8 protein-coding genes are annotated in these 12,909 nt (G+C 64.9%); all 8 read right to left on the bottom strand.

Going from position 1 to position 12,909, the window contains the following annotated elements:
• Nucleotides 1-223: 223 nt before the first annotated feature.
• The 8 genes from ENJ37_02105 to ENJ37_02140 all read right to left on the bottom strand — a co-directional run bounded on the left by ENJ37_02105 (nucleotide 224) and on the right by ENJ37_02140 (nucleotide 12,459).
• Complete coding sequence (locus ENJ37_02105; GenBank protein HHL39276.1) at nucleotides 224-1,543, bottom strand: hypothetical protein; 1,320 nt, start codon at nucleotides 1,541-1,543, stop codon at nucleotides 224-226.
• A gap of 67 nt (nucleotides 1,544-1,610) precedes the next feature.
• The gene (locus ENJ37_02110; protein HHL39277.1) at nucleotides 1,611-2,606 is read right to left on the bottom strand and encodes a cytochrome-c peroxidase; all 996 of its coding nucleotides are present in this window, start codon (nucleotides 2,604-2,606) and stop codon (nucleotides 1,611-1,613) included.
• Between the two features lie 215 nt (nucleotides 2,607-2,821).
• Nucleotides 2,822-3,241, bottom strand: coding sequence for a transcriptional repressor (locus ENJ37_02115; GenBank protein HHL39278.1), 420 nt, complete (start codon nucleotides 3,239-3,241; stop codon nucleotides 2,822-2,824).
• Nucleotides 3,242-3,590: 349 nt separating this feature from the next.
• Nucleotides 3,591-5,006, bottom strand: coding sequence for a voltage-gated chloride channel (locus tag ENJ37_02120; GenBank protein ID HHL39279.1), 1,416 nt, complete (start codon nucleotides 5,004-5,006; stop codon nucleotides 3,591-3,593).
• 124 nt (nucleotides 5,007-5,130) lie between these two features.
• Entirely contained in the window at nucleotides 5,131-5,994 is an 864-nt protein-coding gene (gene truA, locus ENJ37_02125) for a tRNA pseudouridine(38-40) synthase TruA (protein HHL39280.1), read from the bottom strand.
• Nucleotides 5,995-6,007: 13 nt separating this feature from the next.
• Nucleotides 6,008-7,033 (bottom strand): aspartate-semialdehyde dehydrogenase, encoded by a 1,026-nt coding sequence (locus ENJ37_02130; GenBank protein HHL39281.1) that lies wholly within the window; start codon nucleotides 7,031-7,033, stop codon nucleotides 6,008-6,010.
• Nucleotides 7,034-7,153: 120 nt separating this feature from the next.
• Complete coding sequence (locus ENJ37_02135) at nucleotides 7,154-8,200, bottom strand: DNA recombination protein RmuC (protein ID HHL39282.1); 1,047 nt, start codon at nucleotides 8,198-8,200, stop codon at nucleotides 7,154-7,156.
• 50 nt (nucleotides 8,201-8,250) lie between these two features.
• Nucleotides 8,251-12,459: a CoA activase gene (locus ENJ37_02140; protein ID HHL39283.1), complete on the bottom strand. Its 4,209-nt coding sequence runs from the start codon at nucleotides 12,457-12,459 to the stop codon at nucleotides 8,251-8,253.
• Between the last annotated feature and the right edge of the window lie 450 nt (nucleotides 12,460-12,909).

A 12,909-nucleotide genomic window follows, 5' to 3' on the forward strand; every position in this document is an offset into this window, starting at 1 on the left:
AAAACAGGGGGAAACCAAGGCGCATTAAAAGTTTTTGGAGGGAGTCTGAGGGAACCTTTTTACAAAAAGGTTCCCTCAGTGCAATTCGATTGAGGGCTTAGGGAATCCCGAAAGTCCTGAATATCCGGTTATAAAGACTTTTCTCCGCGGCCTTCCCGTCGTATGGGGGCGGATGGGGGCCGCAAGACCCGCCCGGTCCGCCGGAAGAGCGTCACGGGGGTGACTAAAAGGCGGCGTCCATGCCGACGAGGACGTAGCCCTCCTTTGTCTCGTGGCCCACGTAGTCGGCGTCGTCGTCCTCGCCGAGGAAGTCGTAGTTTACCTCCATGACGCCCTTTACGTTGGTCATGAAGTAGTAGGCGGCCGTGGCGGTGCCGTCGAGGTCTCCGGCGTCGGCGTAGTTGTAGAGCAGCGAAAAGACCCATTTTTCGCTCGCCACGTAGTCCATGCCCGCGAAACCGCCGTACCAGTCGTAGTCGCGCCCCTCGGCGATGAAGTCGGCCCAGCGGTTCCATAGCAGTTGCACGAACCAGTAGAGCCGTCCCTGGGCCTCGCCGGAGATGTCGATCCCCACTATGCGCTTTGCCGTATCGCGCGAGCCGGAGCCTGCGACGCCGGCCGCGTTCTTCTGCCTGCCGGCAAGTCCGAAGAGCCCCACCGAGACGGCCTCCGTATCGAGGCCGACCCTGCCGTAGACGGACTTGTTGCGGTCGTTGTCGAACATGTGGTCGGGCCTCCTGTAGCCGGGGCTGTTGATCGAGTAGTTCTGTGAGATGCCGTTGCCGTTGGCCGCCCCCAGGGCGAGGGTGACGGGGCCGAAGTCCCGGTCGGCGAGGAGTCCGCGGTCGTAGGTGATGCCCGCCATGCGGTAGACCATGTAGTCCTGGAAGGTCATCCTCGTCTCCCGCGGAAACATGAGGTCCGATATCTGGAACTGGCCGAGCTGGAGCGCCACGCCCGTTGCGAAGACGTCGTCGTGGCGTATCCAGGCGTCCTCGACCACGACCTCGCCGTTGGCCCCCTTCTCGGCCATGATGGCGTAGAAGTAGTAGGTTATATGGTCCGAGAGCGGCGCGCTCGCAAAGAGCTTGAAGAGATAGGGCGCCTGGAAGTCAAGGTCTGCGTCGTTGCCCGTGGGGCCGGAGACGGGGTCCACCTCCGTGCCCTGGCGGCCCTGGATATAGAGGCGGCTCCTCACGGCAAGGGGCGCCGACGAGGGCAGGGCCAGTCGCTCGTCACCGGTGTCCATCGTCGAGCTCTCGCGCCAGCCGGGAAGCCTCATGTTGCGCGCCGCGAACTCCTCGCCGAAGCTGTTGAGCCGGGGGTAGGCGGCGTGACAGAGCGAACAGCTCGCGCCGTACTGGCGGGCGAAGGCCGGTATGGCCGCGGCGCTGCGGACGAGGACTGCTCCCGAAAGGAGCGAAGCGAAGAGGGCGACGAGCAGCACCGACGCCGCTCTCCCTCCGGACCCGCCGGCAGCGGCGGTTCCGCGTCCCCCGCAGAGGCCCTCTTTTCCGTAATCAGTCGAAGTTTCCCTGGTCATTCTCAACACATCCTCCGGGCGGCGGAGTGAGGCCCCTCAGGGGACCGGACGCCCATCAGGCTCCTGCTTACTTGACGTCCGGCCTGGGGGTAGCCTCCCCGGAGGGAGGAAGCCTCGGAAAGTCCACCCGTGGCTGCGCGCCGGTGAGGCTCTTGAGGAAGGCCACGATATCGGCCGTCTCGGCGGCGGTGAGCTCCACGCCGAGCTGCTTCTGCGCCATTATCTTCACGGCCTCTTCGAGGCTCCATACCTTGCCGTCGTGGAAGTACGGGTAGGTGAGCTCCACGTTGCGAAGCGGGGCGACGCGGAAGACCTTGCGGTCGGCCTCGTCCTTGGTGACCTCGTAGCGGCCCTGGTCGCTGCCGTAGTCGAAGCGCTGGAAGGAAGCGCCCCCCACGGCCGCGCCGTTGTGGCAGGCCACGCACCCCTTGGAGACGAAGAGCTCGAGGCCGCGAACCTCCCGCGCGGTGAGGGCGGATTCGATGCCTGCCAGGTATTCGTCGAAGCGCGAGGGGGTGAGAAGCGTCCTCTCAAAGGCCGCTATGGCCCTGGCCACGTTCTTGTAGGTAAGCGGCTCGGCCTCGCCCGGAAAGGCGCTCCTGAACATCTCAACGTAGGCCGGGATGGAGCCGAGGCGCCGGAGCACCAGCTCCTCGGTGGCGGCCATCTCCTTGGGATTGAGTATGGGACCCTCGGCCTGGGCCTCGACGTCCTTTGCCCTGCCGTCCCAGAACTGGCTGCCCAGTATGGCGGCGTTGAAGACCGTCGGCGCGTTGCGGGGGCCGAGCTGCCAGCCGTGGCCGATGGAGGTCTCGAGGTTGTCCACCCCGCCGGTGGCCAGGTTGTGACAGGAGTTGCAGCTTATGAAGCCGCTCCGGGAGAGCCTGGGGTCGAGAAAGAGGAGCTTTCCGAGCGCCGCCTTCTCGGGCGTTACGGGGTTGTCGGCGTTGTCGGCCACAAGCGGAAGCGGCGCGAAATGCTCCTTCACGTCGACGCCGGCCGCGCCGACCGCGCCGCCGATCATCCAGACAAAAGCAGCCACTGCGAAAATATACCTTCTCATGGTCGTCATCTCCCTCCGATCTTGTTGCTGTAAGACACGAAGTGTCGAACCCTCTCCGCCTCCCCGGCAGACGGTTCTGCGCCGCCCACCGGGAACAGGGCGCCGCGCCGGAGGCACGGCCTCGCCGCCAGCGCGGCCTCGCCGGCCCGGGGAGAACGGCCGAAGCCCTTAACCGGACCCCTCACTCCCAATTAATAGCACCGCCGCGCGCCCTGTCAACCCCCCGGGCCGCAACAGTCCCTGCAGCGGCCGTAGAAGTTGACGTGCGTCTCTATGAGCTCGAAATCCGAAGCCGCGTCCTCGGGCAGCTCGATCCCCTTGAGCGAGTCGATGAAGAGGTCGTCTATCCTGCCGCAGGTCACGCAGATTATGTGCTGGTGCGGCTCCGGATTGGGGTCGAAGTGGCTGCGCCTGGGATCGATGGTGATCTCCAGGAGCCTGCCGCCCCGCTTGAGCACGTCGAGGGTGTTGTAGACCGTCGCCATGGAGACCGTGGGATGGGTCTTGCGGACCTCGGTCAGTATATCCTCGGCCGTGGGGTGCGAGGTGTTGCCGTCGAGGAACTCCAGTATGGCGAGCCGCTGGGGCGTGAGCCTGAAGCCCTCTTCCCTGAACTTCTTTATGTCGATACCCATTGTAATCATTCTCACCTGAGAATTGTTCTGAATTATAGCGGCCTCCCACGGCCCTGTCAAGGACTTTTTTTCGAAAACATCCGATTAATTTGCCCCGGGGAGAAACTTTCCAGGGCGCGCCCTGAGCGCGGCCCTCACCGGGGAGGTCGCTACGCGCCAGGCGGGGTTTCTTTACGCCTTTGCGTAGCGACCTCCCCGGTGAGAGCCGCGCAGGCCGACCGAGGGATCCCATCGGCCGAACGATGCCGAACGAGTCAAAACCGCCTTGGATGTGAAAGGGATGGGTGTGGACGGTGATGAGAGGGGTGGAAGTCCGAGAAAAGAGAGAGCCCGCTACCGGCGGGGCTCTTTACTGCCTCGGCCTCCCCTTCTTGGCCGGCGGCTTGCGCTCGGCCGCTCCCCGCTCGATGGCGGCCCGGCGTTTGAGGCGGTCGCGCACCAGGGTGGCCGCCTTGCCGATAACGCCGGTCACGCTGCGGCTTCGCTGCTGGTAGGCGGGCCTTATGCGCTCTATCTCGCGTCCCAGCTCCACTTGAAGAGACGCCGACTTCTTGAGCGCCAGTATCTGCGAGGGGTAGACGCTCCGGTGGCCGCAGATGAAGAAGCTCACCACGCAGGCCGTGGCCGCATAGGGCGCGAGCTTCGAGCCGAAGAGCTCCACGGCCATGATGCTCGCCGCTATGGGAGTGTTGGCAGCTCCGGCCACGAGGGCCGCAAGCCCTATGGCCGCGAAGGTGGCCCTGTCAAAGCCCATGATATCGGCAAAGAAGCTCCCCGACGTGGCGCCCACGAAGAATGTGGGCGTCACTATGCCCCCGGAACCGCCGAAGTTGAGCGTTATGGAGGTGAAGAGCCCCTTGGCGAACGAAGAGTACCACGGCACGGGCTCGCCAAGCAGCACGGCCTCGATGGTATGGACGCCGAGGCCGAGATAGTCCCTGGAAAAGACGAAGACGAGCGCCGCCACCGCCGCGCCGCCCACAAGCCCCTTCACCGGCTTTGAAAGCGGCAGGCGCGAAGAGATGGACTTTCCGAGGTTGAGAAGCTCCACGTGGAGGAAGGAGCAGAGGCCGAAGAAGAGCCCCGAAAGGAGCACCTTGGCGAGAAAGAAGCTGTCGAGCCCCGGGATCGAGTCCATGAGGTTGTAGAAGTAGTGGACGCCCAGGGCCGAAGAGACCTGGAAGCCCACTATACCGGCTATGAAGGAGGGAAGGAGCACGTCGTAGAGGAGCGTGCCGATGAAGAGGACCTCGATGCCGAAGATGGCGCCCGCTATGGGTGTCCCGAAGACCGTGGAGAAGCCGGCGCTTATGCCGCAGATGACGAGCTTCTTGCGGTCTACGTCGTTGAACTTGAAGAGGTCGGCGAAGAGCGACGAAAGCCCCGCTCCTATCTGGGCGCAGGGCCCCTCCTTTCCGGCCGACCCGCCGGCGGCGATGGTGACGACCGTGGCCACGAGCTTCACCGGCACCACGGGCGCGTCGATCTTGCCAGAGCGGTGATGGACAGCCTCTATGACCTTCTCCGTGCCGTGACCCTCGGCCTCCGGGGCAAGCTTCTCTATGATGTAGGCGCTGAGGAAAAAGGCGACGGGCAGAAGCAAAAAGGTGTACTCGTGACGGCCGCCGAGCTCCACACCCCACTCCAGCGCCTTTAGAAAGACCGTCGTCGCGGCCCCGACGATTGCGCCCGTTATGGTGGCGAGCACAAGCCACTTGATGACGCTTACAAAAAGTACCGACTCCTCTTCTATCCTCTCGCGCATCCGCCGCTTCCTGTCCCTCCCAATGCTTTCGATATCTTAAGGAAGCTCTGATTTATTGCACTGGGGGAAACTTTCTACAGAAAGTTTCCCCCAGGGTAATCAATCAGAGTTTCCTTAACAGAGGTTATGCGTCGCCGGTCGTATGGAGGGGGAGTACCGGCGGCTGAAACTCTATCTTTTTGAGCACGAGCCCCTGCGGCGGCGCCGTGGCCGGCGCTGCCGACCGGCGGCGCGCCTCGATGACGGCCGCCACGTCGTCGGCGGCGAGCTTGCCCTTGCCGACCCAGACGAGCGTGCCCGCCATTATCCTGACCATGTGACGCAGGAAGGCCGTGCCGTGGACCTCGATGTCCACGAAGTCGCCGCACCGCCGGACCGAGACCGAGATGATGCGTCTTACGGAGTGGACGGCGTCGGAGTCGGCGGCGCGGAAGCTCGAAAAGTCCTTCTCGCCGACGAAGTGTGTCGCCGCCGCCGTCATGGCCTCCACGTCGAGCTCGTGGGGGACGAACCACGAGCGGCTGCGCCACAGCGGCGACCTGACGGGGCGGTTGAGGACGCGGTATACGTAGCGCTTGCTCCTTGCCGCCCGCCGGGGGTCGAAGTCCGGCGCCACGTCCACCGCCCTCTTCACGGCGATGTCGCCGGGCAGCAGGGCGTTGAGCGCAGCCGCGATGCCGTCGGCCGGTATGGTCGACGCCGTGGTGAAGCAGGCCGCCTGGTCCTCGGCGTGCACGCCCGCGTCGGTGCGCGACGCACCGGCCACGCGCACCCGTTCGCCCGTCAGGCGGCGCACCGCCAGCTCGAGCATACCCTGCACGGTGGGGCGGTTGGGCTGGAACTGCCATCCGGCGTAACCGGTGCCGTCGTACTCGACGGTGAGCAGGACCTTGCGAGGCCCGGAGCGTCCCTGCTCCGTACCGCCGGCAAGGCGCTCCGCGCCTTCGCCCCCCCCTCCGCCCCCCCGGCCTGTGGAAAGCACGGTCATCGAAGGCTGGGCTTCAGAGATACCTGTCTATCAGTATCTCGGCGATCTGTACGGCGTTGAGCGCCGCGCCCTTTCGCAGGTTGTCCGCCGCTATCCACATGTTTATGCCGTTCTCCACCGTCGGGTCGCGGCGGATGCGGCCCACGAGGACCTCGTCGCGGCCCTCGGCCTCGCTGGCCAGCGGATAGAGGTTGCGCGAGGGGTCGTCCGCCACCTCCACGCCCGGCGCTTCGCGCAGGAGCTCGCGCACCCCGTCGGGCGTCACGGCAAGCTCGGTCTCCACGTTCACCGACTCGCAGTGTCCGTTGAAGACCGGTACCCGCACCGTCGTGGCCGTCACCCTTATGGAGTCGTCGCCCATTATCTTCTTCGTCTCGTTCACCATCTTGGCCTCTTCCTTCGTATAGCCGTCGTCGAGGAAGACGTCGATATGGGGTATGCAGTTGAAGGCGATGCGGTGGGGGAAGACCCTCCCAATCTCGGGCTTTTTCATGTTGAAGAGCATGCGCACCTGGGCCGACAGCTCGTCCATCGCCTCCTTGCCGGCGCCGGAGACGGCCTGGTAGGTGGAGACGACCACCCGCTTTATCCTGAAACGGTCGTGGATGGGTTTGAGGGCCACGACCATCTGGATGGTCGAGCAGTTGGGGTTGGCTATTATGCCCCTGCGGCCGTAGCCCGCGATCTCGTCGGCATTGACCTCCGGCACCACGAGCGGCACCTCCGGGTCCATGCGGAAGCGGCTGGTGTTGTCCACCACCACGCAGCCCGCCGCCGCGGCCCGCGGCGCGTGAACGGCCGACACCTTCGCGCCCGGCGAGAAGAGCCCTATGTCCACGCCCTCGAAGTCCTCGTCCTCTATGGCGCGGACCGCCAGCTCCCCGCCCCGGAAGGAGAGCTTCGTCCCGGCGCTTCGCTCCGACGCAAGGAGCGTGAGCCTGCCCACGGGAAAATCACGCTCCTCGAGTATCTTTATGAGCTCCTTTCCCACCATGCCGGTCGCACCGGCGATAGCAACGTTGTAACTGCTCTTCTTCATGTTCCCTTCCACCACATCTGTATGGCCGCTCCCCGCTGGAGCCTTCCTCCATAGAGGAGACTCCGGCTCACCGCTCGGGGGAAAGTCCCCGAAGCGGCGAAAGCGCCCCATCACGAATCGTCAGCCGCGCCCGTCGCTGCGGGAGAGTCCCTCTATCCTTTCGCCCAGGGAGACGAGCATCGAGCGTGCCGCGTCGTAGCGGTTCTTCGCGTTCGCCAGGTGGCGGCCCATGACGTCGAGCTCGGCGCAGAGCCGGCCGTACTCGTCGCTCAGCCTCTCGATGCGCGACCAGAGCCGCCCGGTCCGCTCCGAGAGCTCGAGCCCCTTCAGTCCGAGGGCGACGGTATTGAGGTACATGTAGAAGCCCTGGGGCGAGACGGGCACGACCTTGCGCCGCATGGCGTACTCGACGAGGTCCTCGCCCGTGCCGTCGCCGCGCACTATGGTCTCGTAGTAGACATTCTCGGCCGGCACGTACATGACGGCGAAGGTCATGGTCGACTCGTCGGGCCTTATGTAGGAGGACGCTATCTTGTCTATGTGGCGCCTTACGTCCCTGGCGAAGCCGCGGCGCGCCGCTCTTTCGGCCTCGGCGCCGTCGGCGCCGAGAAGTCTTCTGAAACTTTCGAGCGGGAACTTGGAGTCCACGGGCACGAGCCCGGCCGAGAGTTTCACCACCGCGTCTACGCGCAGGCCGTCGGAGAATGCGTACTCGAGCTCGTAGGCCGACGGCGGCAGGCACATGGCGAGAAGCTCCGAGAGGAGGAACTCGCCGAGCCCGCCGCGGAGCTTGGGAGGGCCCAGTATCTCCTGGAGGCTCGATATGTCGCGCCCTATGCGGGCGAGCTCTCCGGTGGCCGCGCGGAGCGAGCCTATGCCCTCCTTGACCTCGCCGAAGACGCGGGCCGCCGCCTCCATGCGTTCGCTCACCTGGCCCGTGTTGACCTGGAGCTGCGAGGTTACGGCCGAGAGCTGGCCCGTCACCTGTTCGGAGAGCCTCGACATCTCGCGGCCCATCAGCTCAAGGGCCGCGGCGACATTGTCGGGCCGCCCTTCACGGCCGGCGCTCCGGCCCCGACGGCGCCGCAGCAGGAAGGTCGCGGCCAGGACCGCGCACGTCCCGGCCGCGGCCGCGGCGGCGACAAGAACGAGACTCTCAGGCTCCAACGCTCAGCGCCTCCGGGCCGCCCCCCGCGCCCCCCCGCGCCCCCCGCGGCTCAGGCCTCACGCCTTCCCATGAACTCCCTGGCCTGGTGGACGAAGGCCTCGAGCCTCGTCTTGGCGTTTGTGTCCTCCGTGCCGTCGTAGACCATGTTCAGGTAAGGTATGTTGGAGTTGCGCTCGCGCACCTTCTTGAGCACGGCGTTGACCACCGTGCCGGGCATGCAGGTGAAGGGCATGGCGTTGACGATGCCGTGCACGCCCTGTTCGATGAAGTGCATGACCTTGCCTATGCTGAGCACGGCCTCGCCCTCGAAGGAATCATCCATGTAGGCCGACGAGCGCCTCAGTATCTCTTCGGTCGTGGGCTCGTGGCCGCCGCGGAGATCGCCGTTGAGAATGTTCTCCATGCGCTTTTCGTCCTTGCGCTGGAAGAAATCGTTGACCACCGTGCGAAACCAGTCGCCGTAGCGCGAGCGGCCGAGGTTGCGGCGCTTGGAGCAGTAGTTGGTGTAGTATATCCACTCCGAGATGGGGGGCATGCGCACCTCGGCGCCGAGCCCCTCGAGCTTCCTTATGAGGTTTTCGTTGCTGAAACGGTTACTCCTCACGTAGATCTCGCCGACGATGCCGACGACCGGCCTTGAGCCGGGGTTCTTCACGGGCACGGCCTGGAAGGCCTCCTTGGCGGCCCTCAGCTCCTCTTCCGGGAAGCGCCGCTCCCTTATGGCGTCACATACCCTGTGGAGGTACTTCCAGTAGACCTTCTCGCTCGCTCCCGGCTCGGTCTCGTAGGGACGGGTCTCTCGCAGCCTCTTGTCGAGGAGGTCGACGGCCACGATGCCCCACCACGCAAGGCGCGAGAAATTGCCGCCCACCATGCCCAGCTCCCTGTAGAACGTCTCGTCCTGGTCGGGCGCGTAGACCGGCACGTGGTGAAGTCCCATCTCGTCGAGCACGAGCCGGTGGTAGCGGTTGTACTGGCCGAAACGGCAGGGACCGTTGCCCGACGGCATGAAGAAGGCGCTCCTGTCGGGGTCGAAGTCCGGTCGCCTGGCCGTCTTGACCATGTCCCCCGTCGTCACCGTGCAGGGGAAGCACTCGCGGCCCGACGTGAAGGTGCGGCCGTAGCGCACCGACTCCTCGTCGGGCTCGTCCATGACTACGGCGTCTATGCCGCAGGCCTGAAAGGCGGCGGCTATGGGGTAGGCGCCGTCCGCCATGTTGGGCAGGTAGAGGGTCTTCTTGAAGTCCGTGCGGCGCACGGCCTTGCGCTCCTTCTCGACCTTCTTCGCGCCCCGGCCGCGCACGTTGCGCAGGCTGTCGAGGAACGCCTCGCAGCGCGTTATGGCCCCCGCGTCGGCCGAGTGCTCGTCTATCTCGAGCTGGAGGAAGGGTTTGCCGGCGGCCTCTTCCTTGAAGAAGTGGCTTATGAACGAGTCGGGACCGCAGCCGAAGTTGGTTATGTAGACGGCGTAGAGACGGCTGTCGTCCTTCAGGAGCTTGGCCGTGGCGAGGATGCGCTGGCCGCTGCGCCAGTACATGTCTCCCGCTATGACGTCGTCGATGGCGTCGTCGACGGGCAGCATGTCGAAGGGTATGGCGATGGTGCCCATGTCACGCAGCTTCTGGGGCAGCTCGAGGTTTATGCCCGCGTCCATGGTGTTGTAGGGCCTGCCCACGATGACGAGCGCCGTGTCGTCGGGGCGAAGCGACATGACGACCTCACGGCCCCGCTCTATGAGCCGCCGGGCGAACTCCTTCTGGGCCTCGATGGCCGTCTTCAGGGCGGCGTTCACGGCCGAACGGCCGCGGCCGAGCATGCGCCCCACGGCATGGAAATCCCTTCTCAGGCCCTTTGCGCCCTGGTTGAACCTGATGACCGGCGTGAGGACCTCGACGCCGGCGGCCTCGTAGTCGAAGGCCGACGCGCTCAGATAGGGCATGGTCTGCACGTAGGGGCAGAGCTGGGTGTTGGGGTGATGGGGCCTTGCGGGACGCTGGTTTATGATGCTGGGAAGGAAGATGCGTCTTACGCCCTTCTCCATGAGCTCTTCGATGTGGCCGTGGGACACCTTGATGGGAAAGCACGTCTCGGTGACGATGCGCTCCACCCCCTTCTTGATGATGCCCTTGTTGGTCGGCGACGAGAGCACGACCCTGTAGCCGAGCTCGTTGAAGAAGGCCCTCCAGAAGGGGTACATCTCGTACATGAAGAGTATGCGCGGGATGCCGATGACCGGGGCGTCGGGGGCGAGTGCAGGGCCCCTGTAGGTGGAAAAGAGCATCTTTTCGCGCTCCCTGAAGAGGTCGGGAAGGCCGTTGTCCCTGGCGGCAGCGAGCTTCACGTCGTATTTTTCGCACCTGCCGCCGTAGTAGAGCGGCTCCTCTCCCTCCATCACGACCTTCCTGATCTCGCATACGTTCGAGCAGTCGGTGCACTCGAAGCTCTCGAGCGAGTACTTCTTCTTGCTCAGGTCGAAGCCCTTGAAGCGGGTAGGGGCCGCCGGGTCCTTCTCCTCCATGGCAAGTATGGCCGCTCCTATGGCGCCGGTCACGTCGTGATGCTCCGGGACGATGATGGGCTTTCCCGTCACCTTCTCGAAGGCCGCGACGACACCGAGGTTGGCGGCCGTGCCGCCCTGGAAGAATATCTTCCTCCCTATGCGGCGGTCGCCGACGACGCGGTTGAGGTAGTTGTGGACTATGGAGTAGGAGAGGCCCGCCACGAGGCCGTCCTTTGAGACGCCCCGCTGCTGGTGGTGGACCATGTCGCTCTCGATGAAGACCGTGCAGCGCTCGCCCATGGCAGGCGGCGCCTCGCAGGAGAGGGCGAGGTCGCTGAACTGGCGCTTTATGTTTATGCCCAGACGCTCGGCCTGCTCCTCGAGGAACGAGCCCGTTCCCGCGGCGCAGACCTTGTTCATCTCGAAGTCCACGACCACACCGTCGTCGAGGGCGATGTACTTGGAGTCCTGGCCGCCTATCTCGAATATGGTGTCCACTTCCGGGTCTATGGCGGCGGCGGCCTTGGCCTGGGCGGTTATCTCGTTTCGCACCACGTCGGCGCCGACGAAGTCGCCGGCCAGGTAGCGGCCCGAGCCGGTGGAACCGACGCCCACGACGTTGACCCGCTCTCCGCACTCCTCGGCCACCTCCCTGAGGCCCTGTCTTACGGCCTCGAGCGGTCTTCCGGCGGTGGCGAGGTAGCGCTTGGTGATGAGCCTTCCGTCCCTGTCGAGCAGGACCACGTTGGTGCTCGTCGAGCCGATGTCCAGGCCCAGGTAGGCGTCGACCCTGCCCCTGCCCTCGAAGCTGTAGCCCGTGGACGTGGTCTTCTCCGAGGGGTGCCCCTTGGGACGCTTCAACCCCTCGAGGACCTTTTCGCCCCGCTTGACCGAGACCATGAACTGCTCAAGGCCCTGGAGGCCCCGGAACTCGCCCAGCCCCCTGCGCTTGTCGAGCGCCGTGAAGACCGAGCCGAGAGCGCCCATGGAGGCGAAGTGCTCGGGGATGACGTAGTCGCGGTCGTCGAGCTCGAGGACGTCCTTGAAGGCCTTTCTCACGCCGGCGTTGGCGGCCACCCCGCCCTGGAAGGCGACGGGACGGCGGAACTCCTTGCCCTTGCCTATGGTGGCCTTGAAGTTGCGGGCCACGGCGTAGCAGAGGCCGGCCACTATGTCGTAGTCCGGCGTGGCCACCTGCTGGAGGTGGATCATGTCGCTCTTGGCGAAGACGCTGCAGCGGCCGGCGATGCGCGGCGGGTTGGCGCTCTTGAGGGCCAGTTTGCCGAAGTCCTCTATGGTGAGGCCCATGCGGTAGGCCTGCTGATCGAGGAACGAGCCCGTGCCGGCGGCGCACACGGAGTTCATCTGGAAGTCCTCGATGCGGGGCTTGCCGGCCTTCTCGTCGTAGTCGATGAGGATGAGCTTTGCGTCCTGGCCGCCCATCTCGATGACCGTGCGGACCTCGGGGTGGAAGTGCTCGGTGGCCCGCGCCTGGGCGATGACCTCGTTCGTGAATACGCCGCCTATGAGGGGCGCTATGGTCTTGCCCGCCGAGCCGGATGTGGCGACGAGGGCTATGGACTCCCTGCCGTAGCGCTCCACCACGTCGCCCAGGACCGCGCGCGCCGTGGCGAGCGGCTCGCCCTGGGTGCGCGTATAGCGCTCTTCCAGGATGTTGAGTTCCTCATCGAGTATGACGGTATTGGCGCTCACCGAGCCGACGTCGATGCCAACGTAGACGGTCCTGCTCTCACTCAATTCGGCACCTCCGAAATCAGTGCTGTGCTTTATGGGTTTGCAGTGACGGGGACTGTGAAAAAGAACATATATTATCTTCGATCAGGGCGCCCATGTCAACACGATTCGGAACCAGGCCCCCGCGGCCCGCCCCCCCGCCGCCTCCTATCCTCTCTCCGCGACCACACACACACGGGACACCGGCCTTGGGGACCGGCGCGGGCGAAAAAAAAGGCCGACCCTCGCAGGTCGGCCTTCCCAATCCCTGGGGAAACCCTGATTTATTGCACTGAGGGAACCTTTTTGTAAAAGGGTCACTGACCCACGGTTCCCTCAGACTCCCTCCAAAAACTTTTAATGCGAGTTGGTTTCCCCCTGTTTTGCCAGGCAAAACAGGGGGAAACCAACTCGTATTGAAAGTCTTTGAAGGGGGTCTGGGGGAAACGTGGGCCTATGGCCCTTCTACAGAAA

This window comes from Deltaproteobacteria bacterium (assembly GCA_011375175.1).
Classification (GTDB): Bacteria; Desulfobacterota; GWC2-55-46; order GWC2-55-46; family DRME01; genus DRME01.

Excerpts from the sequence above, each read along its gene's own strand:
- ENJ37_02115 (HHL39278.1), bottom strand. The coding sequence starts at position 3,241 with ATGGGTATCGACATAAAGAAGTTCAGGGAAGAGGGCTTCAGGCTCACG.
- ENJ37_02105 (HHL39276.1), bottom strand. The coding sequence starts at position 1,543 with ATGACCAGGGAAACTTCGACTGATTACGGAAAAGAGGGCCTCTGCGGG.
- ENJ37_02110 (HHL39277.1), bottom strand. The coding sequence starts at position 2,606 with ATGAGAAGGTATATTTTCGCAGTGGCTGCTTTTGTCTGGATGATCGGC.
- ENJ37_02130 (HHL39281.1), bottom strand. The coding sequence starts at position 7,033 with ATGAAGAAGAGCAGTTACAACGTTGCTATCGCCGGTGCGACCGGCATG.
- truA (HHL39280.1), bottom strand. The coding sequence starts at position 5,994 with ATGACCGTGCTTTCCACAGGCCGGGGGGGCGGAGGGGGGGGCGAAGGC.
- ENJ37_02120 (HHL39279.1), bottom strand. The coding sequence starts at position 5,006 with ATGCGCGAGAGGATAGAAGAGGAGTCGGTACTTTTTGTAAGCGTCATC.